At 43.2% G+C, this 14175-nt stretch carries 13 protein-coding genes; 6 read left to right on the top strand and 7 right to left on the bottom strand.

Annotation, left to right across the window (positions count from 1 at the left end; all coding sequences use genetic code 11):
- Positions 1–48 precede the first annotated feature (48 nt).
- The 4 genes from mngB to M1D84_RS17725 are packed head-to-tail and all read right to left on the bottom strand — an operon-like array spanning position 49 to position 4679.
- On the bottom strand, positions 49–2712 hold the full coding sequence (mngB, locus tag M1D84_RS17740; RefSeq protein ID WP_458106357.1) for a mannosylglycerate hydrolase: 2664 nt from the start codon (positions 2710–2712) through the stop codon (positions 49–51).
- Positions 2713–2740: 28 nt separating this feature from the next.
- On the bottom strand, positions 2741–3859 hold the full coding sequence (locus M1D84_RS17735; RefSeq protein WP_024424401.1) for a PTS fructose transporter subunit IIC: 1119 nt from the start codon (positions 3857–3859) through the stop codon (positions 2741–2743).
- A 35-nt stretch (positions 3860–3894) separates the two neighbouring features.
- Entirely contained in the window at positions 3895–4224 is a 330-nt protein-coding gene (locus M1D84_RS17730; protein ID WP_024424400.1) for a PTS fructose transporter subunit IIB, read from the bottom strand.
- Positions 4221–4679: a PTS sugar transporter subunit IIA gene (locus M1D84_RS17725; RefSeq protein WP_025092516.1), complete on the bottom strand. Its 459-nt coding sequence runs from the start codon at positions 4677–4679 to the stop codon at positions 4221–4223. Before M1D84_RS17725 ends, M1D84_RS17730 begins: the two co-directional genes overlap by 4 nt.
- Positions 4680–4921: 242 nt before the next feature.
- Here M1D84_RS17725 and M1D84_RS17720 point away from each other — a divergent pair, with 242 nt between their 5' ends.
- A complete protein-coding gene (locus M1D84_RS17720; protein WP_458106356.1) occupies positions 4922–7585 on the top strand; it encodes a S8 family serine peptidase in 2664 nt (887 codons plus the stop codon).
- Between the two features lie 107 nt (positions 7586–7692).
- Complete coding sequence (locus M1D84_RS17715; protein ID WP_044333477.1) at positions 7693–8175, top strand: Ig-like domain-containing protein; 483 nt, start codon at positions 7693–7695, stop codon at positions 8173–8175.
- 467 nt (positions 8176–8642) lie between these two features.
- On the opposite strand, the gene M1D84_RS17710 is transcribed toward M1D84_RS17715, so the two are convergent.
- The 3 genes from M1D84_RS17710 to mmuM form a co-directional block, all read right to left on the bottom strand.
- The gene (locus tag M1D84_RS17710) at positions 8643–9263 is read right to left on the bottom strand and encodes a hypothetical protein (protein WP_332285400.1); all 621 of its coding nucleotides are present in this window, start codon (positions 9261–9263) and stop codon (positions 8643–8645) included.
- A 112-nt stretch (positions 9264–9375) separates the two neighbouring features.
- Entirely contained in the window at positions 9376–10779 is a 1404-nt protein-coding gene (gene mmuP, locus M1D84_RS17705; RefSeq protein ID WP_332285399.1) for an S-methylmethionine permease, read from the bottom strand.
- Positions 10780–10825: 46 nt separating this feature from the next.
- A complete protein-coding gene (gene mmuM, locus M1D84_RS17700; protein ID WP_332285398.1) occupies positions 10826–11764 on the bottom strand; it encodes a homocysteine S-methyltransferase in 939 nt (312 codons plus the stop codon).
- A gap of 338 nt (positions 11765–12102) precedes the next feature.
- Here mmuM and M1D84_RS17695 point away from each other — a divergent pair, with 338 nt between their 5' ends.
- From M1D84_RS17695 to M1D84_RS17680, 4 genes are all read left to right on the top strand, one after another.
- Complete coding sequence (locus M1D84_RS17695; RefSeq protein ID WP_024424393.1) at positions 12103–12933, top strand: YitT family protein; 831 nt, start codon at positions 12103–12105, stop codon at positions 12931–12933.
- Positions 12934–13049: 116 nt separating this feature from the next.
- A complete protein-coding gene (locus M1D84_RS17690) occupies positions 13050–13367 on the top strand; it encodes a PadR family transcriptional regulator (RefSeq protein ID WP_024424392.1) in 318 nt (105 codons plus the stop codon).
- Entirely contained in the window at positions 13360–13947 is a 588-nt protein-coding gene (locus tag M1D84_RS17685; protein WP_024424391.1) for a DUF1700 domain-containing protein, read from the top strand. Before M1D84_RS17690 ends, M1D84_RS17685 begins: the two co-directional genes overlap by 8 nt.
- Complete coding sequence (locus M1D84_RS17680; RefSeq protein ID WP_166644703.1) at positions 13944–14114, top strand: hypothetical protein; 171 nt, start codon at positions 13944–13946, stop codon at positions 14112–14114. Before M1D84_RS17685 ends, M1D84_RS17680 begins: the two co-directional genes overlap by 4 nt.
- Positions 14115–14175 lie beyond the last annotated feature (61 nt).

Raw genomic sequence — 14175 nt, 5'->3', positions numbered from 1 at the left:
CCCTCCATTAAAGAGGGGCGGAATCCAATGGATCCCGCCCCTACATGTTCATTTTTTCTTTACAATGTAGGTTTGTACCTGACAAGGTGTAAGCGGTTCAATGTGTAATGATCCATGTTGTGCTTTGAGTATATGTCCTTCAGGTGTTTCTCCTAAATTCGCTGTTTCTCCGTGTTGTAGAGATGAACTATTGATTGAAGCGGCTGTTTGACGCGTTAAATATGGATTGAAGAGACGAATGACAATGCCTGTTCCATGCTCTTCTTTTTTCAGAGCGCTTAGAATGGCTCCATCTGTCTCAATGTCAAGCAGGCTATAAGTAGATTGTAAGTCTTCTTTTTCATCTCGGAAAGAGAAAATTAAACGACCGTTTAAAAAGTCTGCCCGCTCGTAGCATTGAACAGGGGTGGTGTACCGTTTGGCAAGCTGTGCTAAGTGTCCCTCGCTGACTGCGTCCTTGCTATAGTGCATTCCAAATGAGAATGACAATGCACCTTGCAGCTGAGCGTCAGGTGTATCAACAATTTTTTCCCCAGATGCGCGTCCTGGACGGTAAAGCAGGTTTTCTTTCCCCATTTTTCCGAAACAGCGGAAGAGCGTATATGCAATCGTTGTATAGCCTTCCCCTGTGATCTGATATTCTCTCACGCAGTCGGTCAACAGAGCGGCACCATATGCTTCATCACGAAGTGCGACAAAGGATTGCATCGGTTCAATGGTGATCGGTTTTTCTTCCCAATGTTCATTGTTCCACCATTCTAGCTCTTGCGTCAGCTCTGTTGGGCGTTCGATTGTACCAAACTGTTGATCGCTCAGTGATACGTTTGATGCGATGCCTGTATCAAAAAGAACGCGCAGGCGATGATCTAACGCATGGTTGTCCACATCTACATGAAAACGGATGACAGCATCGTCTTTGTTTAATGCTATCTTCGCTGTGATCGGAAGTGAAGTCGCAGCCAATTGCTTAGAGCGCTCCTCTAGGTCGTAAGGGACAGTGAGCTGAAGCTTGATGGTCAGCTCTTGCTGCAGGCCGCTTTTAGCCACTGAGATGTCTGCTGATGAAAGATCCTTGGATGACACATACAGGTCCTCACGAGGGGGTGAATAGTTGTAGGAATCCCCATCATCTCCGTTGTCTTCAAAGATCATTTGCTCAGAGAATGTCTGGCCAGTTTGTTTATCTGTGATGTCCAGTGATCCGTTGTCATTTGCCGCAATGCGGTAATACATATTTTCAATCACGCGTCCTTCAGTTTGTTCCCATGCCGATTCGCTTGATTCATCGAAGACCATGCTGACCTGTGTATAACCAACTGACGGTAAGTCGAGGGCTTCAATCAGCAGCACGGCTTTCCATACTTGCTTTGGCATGTACACTTCTTTACTTGGGTTAAGAGAAATTTGCTGTGCCAGCACATAATCTGTGACATCGGTTTTGCCTTTCACTGTGTACTGAAGCGTCCTTCCATTAGCATCCTTTAACGTAAATGGACGTTCCGTGATAAAGGTTTCGACTTCAATGACTTCAGAACGCTTTGAAGGCAGGGTATTGAACAAGGTGAATGTGATTTCTTGCTCTGTTTGCAGTCGAATAGCGATGAGACGCATGTGTAAGTCCACAAGATTCTCGGCGATTTCCTTTGCCTGCTTGTAGCGGAAGAAGACATCTTGATTCGTCGTGTCACTATTACAGCCGCCAATGCTGTCATGTGCTGCATTTTCAAACATGAGGTACCAAATATCGCGAACCGTATCATGCGGATAGTCGTGTCCGAGAGAATAGCTGATCGTTAGGATGGGCTCCATCACATTCACGAGATAGTTTTCAATTTGATTGTTTAAGATTTTTAAATCCGCTCGTGTTGAAAAAATAGATTTATGAATCCGCATATGCTTCGCATGAATGAGCTCTCCGTGTAATGTCTCAAAAGATGTCCGCTCTTTTTTCACTGCTGCAATATAATCTTCTAAACTGCTGATTTGATAGTGATGCTCGTCAAGTTCATTGGCTCTTTCTAATAAATCAGGCAGGTTTTTGCGAATCGGTGCTTGGTCAAAGCCATTCGGGAAATAGACATTCTTTGTGGTGGCCTTTGCTTGCAGCGCACCGATTTTTTCAGATAAAAAGGCTTGTAAGTCATCATCCTTCTCAGGGATATTACCACCGTAGTAGTAGCCAAATGGCAGATTCACAGCAAAGACTTCACTGCCGTCAGCACCGCGCCAATTGAATTCAGTATGGTTCGTCATATGGTCAGAAACGCCGCGCCAAAATGCTGTATCGACAATACCGAAGCCGCGATAAATTTGAGGCATTTGTGCGGATTGACCGAAGGAGTCAGGGACATAGCCGACTTTCATCACGTGGCCGAACTGCTGACAGCGTTCAATCCCATATTGCAGGTTCCGCACAATCGATTCACCTGAAATGACGAGCTGGTCGGTTTGGGTATACCATGGGCCGATGATGAGACGTTTCGCTGTGACAAGCTTTTTGATTCGATTCTCATCCTCTGGCCGCCATTTCAGATAATCATCTAATAAGGAAGCCTGGGCATCGAGCATGAAGTAATGGAACCTTTCATCTGTTTCAAGGGTATCTAAGATGTCCATTACGCTTTTCATTAAGTAAATACGGGAGCGGGAGGTGGTGAAATACCATTCCCGGTCCCAGTGAGTATGTGGAATCACATGTACATTGACAGTCATTGATCAACGACACCTTTCTTCGTTCAAATTATCCTTCTAGCACAAGGTCAAAATCGTCTTCTTCTTTCTGCTTCTGATCATGTTCCGGCGTTTTTGGCTCTTTTTTCTCAGAGAAATTCACAAGCAGGTTGGCGCCAATACCGATGACGAGTGCGCCAGTTAGAGCTCCAATTAAATAAGCCCACCAGTTTCCGACTGAGAAGAAGCCGTATAGCCCGCCAATTGGCGGCATGATGTCATGAACTCCTAATAATGCAGCGACCCCGCTTCCAACAGCACATGCGACAACATTGAGCGGAATCAATTTCAAAGGATTGACGAGGGTAAAAGGGATCGCCCCTTCCGTAATACCGATAATGCCCATGACAAGGCCGCCACGTCCGGCTTCTCTAAAGGTTGGGGAGAAGTTGCGTTTTCGAATCAATGTCGCAAGCCCGTATCCAAGCGGTGGAATGACAATCGCAATATTGACGAGAATGGCAGGGAGGTAGACACCTGATAGAAAGAGGGCGTTACCAGCCATCCACGCTGATTTATTCACCGGTCCGCCAAGATCGAAGCCAATCATCGCACCTAAAATGAGAGCGAGTGCGAGTGTGCTTGTTCCATCAGCGACCATACCTTTGATCCATTCAATTAATGCCGTGTTCAAAGCGCCTAATGGGCCGCCCAGAAGAACTGACATAAGAAGTCCGGTTAAGCCAACAGTAATAAGCGGCAGGATGAGCAGAGGGACGAGCCCAGCTGCAGAGCCTTGAATTTGAATTTTTCTTTTCACAAAAAGAGCCACATATCCTGCGAAGAAGCCTGCAATGACGGCACCAATAAAACCAGCATTGGTTGAGCTGGCGAGAGCACCGCCGATAAAACCGGCTGCAAGACCTGATTTATCCGCAATGGAATAGGCGATAAATCCAGCAAGCAGAACGTTCATTAAGCCAATACCTGTCCAGCCGACCTGCTCCATTAAATAGGCACCGTGCAGTATGCCGCCAGCATCCTTATAGGTGTTTAAATCTGAAACACCAAACCCTAACCCGACCAGTTTTGCTAAACCAACGATAAGTGAAGCACCGATGATTACAGGAAGAATATAAGAAATACCGGTCATGAGATGGCCTTCAATGACTTTTAATTTTGCTTTCATTTTCTTTGCTCCTTTCTATATGGCATTGCTCATGTTTATTGAGATTCAGACTTTTTCTTTTCAACAAGTGCTACAGCTTTAGTGATAATTTGCTCGGCATTTTTTAGGGCACGTCCGATTTCGACACGTACAGTGGGAATGCCTGAGAAGCGTTCCGCATCGTTGATATGCTGATTTGAGGCAATGATGCAGAGGTCTGCCTGCTGTGCTTCCTCTGCTGTAATGCCGTTCACCTGTCCCATAATCCCCTGCTGTTCGATTTTGATCTCGTGTCCGAGCTGTTTACCTGCATTTTCTAACGCTTTGGCTGCCATTGGAGTATGAGCTAACCCTGCTGGACATGAAGTGACACCGACAATTTTCATTGTGTAATCCCCTCTTTCAATTGTTGTTCAATGACTTCGTAATAGTAATCAGCTGTTTGACCTGGTTGAATCTTCTCGATAAAAGCAGGTTCCATTAGACTGGTCGCAATACCTGACAGTAATTTCAGATGTGTGACATTTGCTTCTTCTAATGGAACGAGCAGTGTAAATAAATAGCTTGTGGGCAAATCGTCGAAGCTTCCCCATTCAATGGGTTGTTCAAGTTCTAAAAAAAGAAGTGAAGCCGTTTGTACAGCGGAGCTTTTTGTATGTGGAATGGCAAAGCCTTGCTGAAGTCCTGTTGAGACTTCGTCTTCGCGTGTCAACAAATCTGCTAATAGCCCCGCCTGATTGTTTGTAATCTGAAGGTCTTCAGCTTTCTCGGAAATGTATTGTAAAATCTCATTCTTTGATCGTCCGTTTACTTGTGTGAAAACATGATCTTTTTGGAACAAGCTGATCCCTTCTCTCTTGTTTGTTAAGCGCTTACAAGTTGATTGTAATGTACTTTTCAGCAAGGTTAAATAGCATCATTTTCCGTTTGAAATGGCAAAAAGTTTATGAAGCTATCTGTCTTGCTGACTGAATATCTCAAATCCTAGCTTAAAACGAGTTTAATTATGTAAAAAACAGATTCTACTATATGTATTTCTGTGATATTCTTCCAAGGTATCATAAAAGATAAGGGGGTCTTTTCATGTTCAAAAAGCAGGTCAAATCCTGTGTGATCGTACTCATGGCCATCATTCTATGTATGGCAGCATTACCTGGATACGAGGCAGCAGCTGCCAGTCATGGAACAAGTGTCAATGAAGCCATTGGGTTAAAAAATGGTGAAGTCATCTCAGGTACATTACAGAATGAAAAGGAAGAGTCGTGGTATGAAATCACGCCATCTGCACAAGAGGTGGCAAAACATACACACATGCAAATTTCTGTGAAAAGTAAACAAGTGCTGTCCGTATCGGTCTATCCAAGCAAGGACAGAGCGATGAAGGATGACACATATTCAAGATATCGCGTGGACACAGCGAGCGGAGAGACAGAGATCAACTTCCCGCATGCATGGTCAGGTCCCTATTATGTCAAAGTGCTCTATTTAGGGTCAGAGGAAGACAGCCGTGATGAGGAAGAGGATGCGGCATATACAATCGGATATAAAGGAGCTAATCTTCCGCCTTCTGAACCTGTTTTTCCTGAAGAAGATGAGCCTGAAATCATCATTATTGAGAAAAAGTACGGGCGTGAAATTCTTCAATCGATTCGTACAATCGAAGATAAACGATTCAATGAAACGGCAGAAGGTCGGAAGCTTTCGCGTCTGCTCCAAAAGACAAAGCCGTTTCTCAAATCAAAGCTCATCAAACATCAAAAAGAGCAGCAAAAGGTATACAACCATCTGCTCACATTAAAAACACTGCTAAGTGACGTAGAGAAAAATGGTGCATTTAGTGGTCATATCGTAACAGAAAAAGAACAACAGGCGATCGGCTCCCTTTTTGATATGCTCAAAGAAGCAAGTCCGGCATATTTAAAAAAGGAATTAGAAGCCGTCAGTCAAAAAATTGGCATCGATCAGCTTGAAGGAAAGTCAGTTGGTTATGTATTAGAGAAACAAAAGCTTGTAAAAGAAGAGAAGGTTAAAACGAATAAGATCATTTTTAAATTAAAGGATGGCCAAACACTTCAATCTGCGAAAAAGAAAATGAAAAGCTACGGCATCCAAGAAAACCGTGTGACATCACAGTCAGTTAGTCCTTTATTCAAAGGAATGTATGTCTATGATGTGCCAGCAGGGCAAGAATCAGCTGGAAAGACACTAAAAGCAGGCAAAGCGGTCATCAAAAGCACGGCAAGAAAGCTTTCCAGCATGCCGAATGTTGAATTTGCAGAGCCTGTTCAAACCTATCGTGCGCTAAGCAACGACGCGCAGTATGGTTATCAGTGGCCGCTGAAAAACAGTGCGCAAAACAGCGGGAAAAAAGGCGCTGACGTCAAATTTGAACAAATGAATACACTGATTGGCACAAGCAAAATGAAGCAAACATTAATTGCAGTTGTGGATACAGGTGTAGACAGCCGTTTGACAGATTTAAACGGGACTGTTCGTACAGACTTAGGTGCGAATCTCATTGGACGAAACAAAGATGCGATTGATGACAATGGACACGGTACGCATGTGGCAGGCATCATTGCCGCAAAATCCGATAATCATTACTCAATGGCAGGTCTCAATCAACATACGGGCATCATTCCGGTGAAGGTGCTGGATGCCTATGGCTTTGGCGATACAGAGCATATTGCACTTGGGATCAAGCATGCAGTGGACAAAGGCGCAAAGGTCATCAACATGAGCCTTGGCGGCTACTACAGCAGAGTGATTGAATATGCCATGAATTATGCTGCTCAAAGAAATGTACTAGTCGTCGTGGCAAGTGGAAATGATGGCGTACCAGAAATGGGCTACCCTGCGACATCAAAATACGCAATGGCGGTTGGCGCAAGCAACCGTATGGATATTGCCGCTGAGTTTTCAAGCTATGGCAAAGGACTGAGCATGTCAGCCCCAGGGTCGGATATTCCGAGCCTCATGCCTGATGGGAATGTCTCATACCTTAGCGGGACATCAATGGCGACACCATATGTAGCAGCAGCAGGGTTACTGCTTTCTAAAAATCCATCCTTAAAGCCAAATCAAGTGAGAAATCTTTTGCAAAGTACAGCAGATGACATCTCATTTAAATCTATTGATGGAAAAGACGACGTTTTCTATGATGAAAACGAGGAGCCAATTGTCGATCCGAAAATCCCAGGAATTGATTGGATGACAGGACATGGCAGACTGAATGCATTTGCTGCATTAAGTGCTGTTGAATTGAATGCATCAGTGAACAAAGTGGAAGATCAGCATCAAAAGGTGACAGGTAAAGCAAAAGCCGGTGCTGCTATTGCTGTGTATAGAGGCAAAACGCTGCTTGGAAAAGGTACAGCAGGCAAAAAAGGAACCTTTAGTGTGAAGATTAAGCATCAGAACAAAAACAAGGTCCTTCACATTAAAATGTCAAAAGGAAAGGCCGCTACGACGCTCAAAACCGTCGTGAAAAAAGGCAAAGCACCAGCTAAGCCGAAAGTCAGCAAAGTAACAGTCAAAAGTAAAGCGGTCAAAGGGACTGCGGGTGCAGGCTTGACCATTAAAGTGAAAAACAAATCAAAGAAAGTCATCAAAACAGTCAAAACCAATAGCAAGGGTGCATTTACTGCCCAAATAAAACCACAGAAAGCCAAAACGGTTTTATATGTGACCGCATCAGATGTGAGAAAAAGAGAAAGCAAAGCGGCAAAAGTGGTTGTGAAAAAATAAAAAAAGGACTTCCCTTTCTAAAAAAGGGAAGTTTTTTTGTTTTTAACTGGAAAAATACCAATTAATGTCGATAGTAAAATAGTAGGAAAAAAAAGGAGGATTTATCGATGAAAAAAATCATGTTTGCTTTCGTTCTATCATTGCTTCTCGTATTCCCAAGCTTTGCACATGCTGAAGAAACAGGTGCAGTACCAGCATCAGTAGAAGTAACAAGTGTCACAGCAGCCGATAGTGGAATAGTGAATTACGGCTATGGCAGTAAATATCGCGTGGGTTCTTATTATCCAGCTACGTTTAAAGGGACACTAAAAGATGCAAGCGGAAACCTCATGCCTAATCAGCCGATCAAGCTTTATTTTGAAGCAGCCATCAAATCATATGCTCAAACAGCGACAGGCACAACAGATGAGAATGGACAGTTTTCGCTGACGTTTCAAGTTCCTGCAGGTGCAGGCTACCAATCATACAATAATGCAGGCTGGTCAACACATTACTACGATGTCGTTCCAGTGACGTTCACGTCAAACGACATCAAACTATCTTCAAATGTCACAAGTGTATACCATTTGGCGTATACATCACGTTACTAATCTCATAGAAAAAAGGATGTCATCAAGTGACATCCTTCAGCGTGTAGACAAACCCTCGCATTCTGTGTCAGGTCTGCGCTCCGGTACTCACGAATGTCAAATTCGCTCCGTTCCAGTGCTCGTCCTTCCTAGACTGCAAAGGTTTTCTATCATGCTGAAAAAAACAAAGGGCTAAAATGAAAATCATTTTAGCCCTTTGTTTTTTGTTAGCAAACCTGCTGGGCGGCAACCGAAAGAGTCGATAAACAAACACTCATCAGCCGTTATTCCCAGATTCGATCGAGCGTTTAACTTTTAATCTTGAGTTTTGATGGATAAGAACTTTCACACTTGAACTTTGATCCTTGAACGTTCAGCTTTGAGCTTTTATCAAGGATCATCCTAAGATGATCATCAGATGAGGAGGGAATGACCTTTCCCTCGGAGGTGTTTAGTTCTATCGATTTTCGGCTCACTAACAAAATCAATTAATCGATCTGGATTTTCGTTAGTGTATTGCTTTCAGACAAGGAAAAATCAACTTCCATTTGAAAATCTTCAATTTCTTTCGAAAGCTGTTCAATTTTCACTCGAAGGCGAAGCGGATCGATGATCACTGCCTCATTTTCCGCTAGAAAAGACTTCACGATCTCTTGGTTGGCAGCCGCTTGTGTCTTTCCATCTTTCCCAAACAAGGTTTCTAAATGCTGATCAAGTCTCTTTTTCACATCTTCATTCGTTTGTTCTGCTTTGTCGACCAGCTCTTTGTACACTTGTTTCATTTTCCGTAAATAACGAATATCGTAGTCTATCGACGTCTTTCGTTCAATCGCCTCTGCCATCGTCATACGGACACCCGCCACATCAATCATTGTGGTCGCATTCGATACAACGATGGCCGATTTGATGGCATTTCGGCGTTTGATTAAAGCTTGAATCGATTGATCATCAGCCTTCGCCTTTTTTTCAACTTCTTCTTGATTCTGAAATCCATGCTGTATATGTTTCCCGATCATCAATCCACCAAGTACGGCTTCATCAACGCTTCGGTTGATTCTTTTATCTAACATTTTCAGTTCACTTAATGCTCTTGTAATGGTCATTTCCATATTCACGACAACTCCCTTGGTTCATCCTGAAAATCATAGATTCCTATCATATACCAAAGTGTGCTTCTTTTACTAGCGATATCCTTTTTTGTCAATGAAAAAAACCTGATGTTTATACACCAGGTTTTTCTCGTTTTTTCTGAATCCAAGCTGTCACGTAATAGGCAGCATAGCAGAGCGCAATGAAAGGAATGCCGCAGATGAGGGCAATCCGCTGATTTGGGTCAAAGGCAATGCCGATGACAGATGCAAGACATAGGAGGAAGGCTGCAATCGGAACTACTGGATAGAGCGGTGTTCGAAAGGATAAATCATGAAGCTGTCCGCCTTCCTGTAAAAATCTTTTCCGAAACATAAACTGTGAGGCAGCAATCCCTATCCATACGACCACAACGGCCAGTCCAGAGATTGACACAAGGACAAGGTATACCGTTTCTGGTGCGATCACGCTCGATAGCAAAGAAAGAATACCACCGATCATACTTAAAATGAGTGCATTCAAAGGAATGCCTTTTGACGTCAGCTTCGCCAGTTTTTTAGGAAGTGTCCGTTCCTCAGAAAGCGACCAAAGCATACGAGATGATGCGTATAATCCTGAGTTTGCGGCAGATAAGATCGCGGTCAGGATGACAAAATTCATGAAATCTGCGGCATAAGGAATCCCGATACGGTCAAATACCACGACAAATGGGCTTTTGATCACCCCGGCTTCTTCTACTGGAATCAAGCCAGCCAACACAACGATCGTTCCAACGAAAAACAGGACGAGACGCAGGACGGTTGTGCGAATGGCTCTTGGAATGGTCTCGTCAGGATTGACGCTCTCACCCGCAGCAATCCCAATCAACTCTGTACCTGAAAAAGCAAAATTGACAGCAAGCATCGTCATTAAAATCGGTAAAAAGCCGTTTGGGAAAAGTCCGCCTTCGCCAGTGAAATTAGAAAAGAACGGAGCGGCCTCACCACCCTTTAATGGGATCAAACCAAACATTGCAGCTCCGCCAAGAATAATAAAGAGAATAATAGCCATCACTTTAATACTGGAAAACCAAAACTCTGATTCTGCAAAAAACTTGACTGTAAATGCATTCAGTAAAAAGATGAGAAGAGCAAAAACGCCACTCCACATCCAAACCGAAGTGTCTGGAAACCAGCGCTGCATTAATAGTCCTGCCGCTGTAAATTCCGAACCGAGTGCCACTGTCCACGTCAGCCAGTATAGCCAAGCGACCGTATAGCCTGTACCAGGTCCAATGTATTTTGTTGCATACGTATGAAAAGCCCCTGTGACCGGCATTGCGACAGACAGCTCGCCTAAACAAAGCATCACGAGGTAGACAATTAAAGCCCCGACAAGATAGGCAAGAATGGTCCCCGCAGGTCCGGCCTGATTGATGGTATACCCAGAGCTTAAAAAGAGCCCTGTTCCAATGACGCCGCCAAGAGAAAGCATGAACAGGTGCCGGCTCGTCATTTTTCGTTGATATTGTTGTGACTGATCTTTTGCTTGTTCCATGTCTTCCCGCCCTTTTGCTTAAAAGTATGTGTGATGATTCATGATGCTATGATGTGGTTCTTTTTAAGATGTCATTGATATCTACTGGAGTCGTGCGGCAGCAGCCGCCGATGATATGCGCGCCGTCTTTGTACCATTGATGCGCACATTCCCCAAAAGTAAGATGAGACGTATCTCCGTTCCATACCTTTTCTTCAGGATCATATATTTCACCTGAGTTTGGATACACCACAATCGGTTTGCTCGTTCCCTTTTTCATCTCTTGAATAAGAGAAGTAATAAATTGCGGCGGCGTACAGTTCACGCCGATGGCAGCGATTTGTTCATAAGGCTCAAGCGCCTGTACACATTCTCGTATGGAATCACCTTCACTAATGTGCAGGCCATCCTTTGCGCTGAATGTGATCCAAGCAAATGTCTCGCTGAATTCATCTTGCAGCAGCTTTGCAATGGCAGTTGCTTCAATCAGACAAGGAATCGTTTCGCATGCAAGAATATCTGCACCCGCTTCTACTAATGCCTGAATTCTTGGTCTGTGAAAATCGATGAGAGCCTGCTCTGAGAGTCCATAATTTCCTTTATATTCTGAACCATCAGACAAATAAGCGCCGAATGGCCCCACAGATCCCGCGACAAATGGTTTTGTCCGTCCTTCACGACGCGCTTCATCCTGCCAAAAAAGATCGCGTGCCTCTTTCGCTAGAGTGACAGAGCGTTTCATGAGTTCAATCGCTTCTTCTTTTGTATAGCCTTTTTCAGCAAAGCCTTCAATCGTTGTTTGGTAGCTGGCGGTTGTTGCGCAGTCAGCACCTGCTTGGAAGTAGTCCAAGTGTACTTGCTGAATCAATTGTGGCTGTTCAATAAGTATTTTGGCTGACCATAAACGATCGTTTAAGTTACAGCCCTTTCGTTCAAGCTCTGTTGCTAATGCACCGTCTAAAATCAAAGGTGCGTGAGCCTGTAAACGGCTTTGAATAGGATTCATTGGAATCAAACAGCCTCCTTTTTAGATCGGAAATAATGGATATGATATGAGGCAGTAGTTTAAATGACTAAAGTGTTTTTGTCAAGGAGAGGAAAAAGCATCGTAGGGCGGAAAAACCCTGAAAACATGCGGGTTTTGATGCATAAAAATGCAGTCAAAATAATAGAAAACCAAGTCATTGACAGCCTCTAAAAAGAGATATATATTATGGAAAGATTGATTTCAGAAAGCTTCATCAAAAGGCGCGCCGTCTTTTGATTTTTATGTTGTCCAACGACTGTCTTCTTTCGTGCAGAAAGAGGGTTTTTTATATGCTTAAAAAAGGAGGAAAGAAGAAATTGAAAAAATGTGTAAAAGATATAGCGATGATTCTAGTTGGTTCTTTTTTATTTGCCGCAGCAGTGAACATGTTTGTCATTCCGCTTGAATTTGGTGAAGGCGGTGTCACGGGGCTGTCCATCATTTTTTATTATTTGTTTGAAATAGCACCGTGGCTGACGAACCTTGTGTTGAATGCGATCTTATTACTTGTGGGATATAAATACTTGGACAAAAAGACCACGATTTATACGGTGGTTGCCGTTGCAAGTAACTCCCTATTTTTACACCTGACCACAACATGGGTCGTGAATGTACATGAATTGATCATTGGAGCGATTTTTGCAGGAATTATCATCGGAATTGGGATTGGTCTTGTGCTCAGAGCCGGTGGAACAACGGCGGGTTCTGCCATTCTCGGAAGAATTGCCAACAAGTATTTAGACTGGAACGTGAGCTATGCCATCTTGTTCTTTGATCTGATCGTTGTATTTGCTTCCTATTTTATTATTGGTGCGGAAAAATTAATGTTTACCATTGTGATGCTGTACGTGGCGACAAAGGTGATGGACTTTGTGATAGAAGGACTTAACACGAAAAAGGCAGTGACGATTATTTCTTCATGCAAAGATGATATTGCGGAAGAAATCAATCACACCCTGGACCGAGGCGTAACGATTTTAAACGGACGCGGTCATTATTCAAAGGAATCGAAGGAAATTCTTTACGCGGTCATTCAAAAGCAGGAGCTCATGCGCCTTAAGAAAATTATTAAGAAAATAGATCGAGACGCATTCGTTGTTGTCCATGACGTACGCGATGTGTTCGGAGAAGGATTTGTGAATATATAAAAATGAAAAGTAGACAAAGAGCTAAAAGACCCTAAAACGGGTCTTTTTTTATTCTCTATACCTCTTGTCACACAATACTATGTAATGTATAGTATAAAGAGTTAGGAGTTGTAAACATGAATGCACAATTAAAAAAAGGATTACTGGAATTTTGTGTACTGGCGGTATTAAAGAAAGGCGATTCCTATGGTTATCAAATCATTAAAGATATGTCCCATTGTATTGAGATTTCAGAATCGACATTGTATCCGATTTTAAAGCGTTTAGAGCAAAACAATTATGTGGAGACCTATTCCCAGGAACATAACAGTCGATTAAGAAAATACTACCGCATGACAGAAAGCGGGCGGGAGCATATGGCGCAGTTTTTAGAGGAGTGGGATCAGGTGATGGCGATTTACGACTTTATTTCTGGAGGACAGGGCAATGAATAAAAAAGAATTTTTGAGCAGCCTAAAGAAGCATCTGCATCTTCTAGGCGACAAAGATAGTGATCGGTTTATCGAATACTACGATGAAATGATTGAGGATTATCAGGAAGATGGCTACAGTGAACAGGAAGCGGTTCATCAAGTCGGGCAGCCTGCTATGATCGCTGAAGGGATTATGAAGGAACAAGGAATAAAAACCGTTCAGGTGCCGACGTTTGGAGAAAAAGCCACAAGACTCTCCATTCTCATTTTAGGTTTTCCGTTATGGGGCAGTATTCTAGCAACAGTCTTTCTGCTGATTCTTTCTGTGTATATGGTGATTTGGTGCATTCCACTCGTGACAGGTACATTGACGCTTACTGGTCTGCTCGGCGGTTTTTGGAGTATCATTGGTTCTCCATTTATCTTTCAGGACGGTTTGCATGTGGTGGTGACGCAGATTGGCGTTGGTATTTTTCTATTAGGTGTCGGATTATTAAGCGGCATAGCCACGGCGTATTTGACAAAGCTATTTGTGCAAATAACTATTCAAACCACTAAGGCATTCATGGGAATGTTTAAAAAGAAGGTCGTGAGAGTATGAACTTGAATGATTTAAAAAAGCAATGCATCAAATGGGGGATCATCTTCACCGTTGCCGGAGGAATTGTCATGGCAATTGGTTTTGGCATATCAGGCTTTGATCTAGATGCATATCACAACAATGACCAGAGCAACGTGTTCCGCACCATCAATTGGAGTAAGCCATAATAAATGAAAAAAGACAAAGAGCTAAAATCAAGATCATTTTAGCCCTTTACCAACAGTCTTT

This window comes from Bacillus sp. PK5-006 (assembly GCF_054161415.1).
The sequence above is the reverse complement of the archived record's forward strand: the minus strand, read 5'-3'. Positions and strand labels throughout refer to the sequence as shown.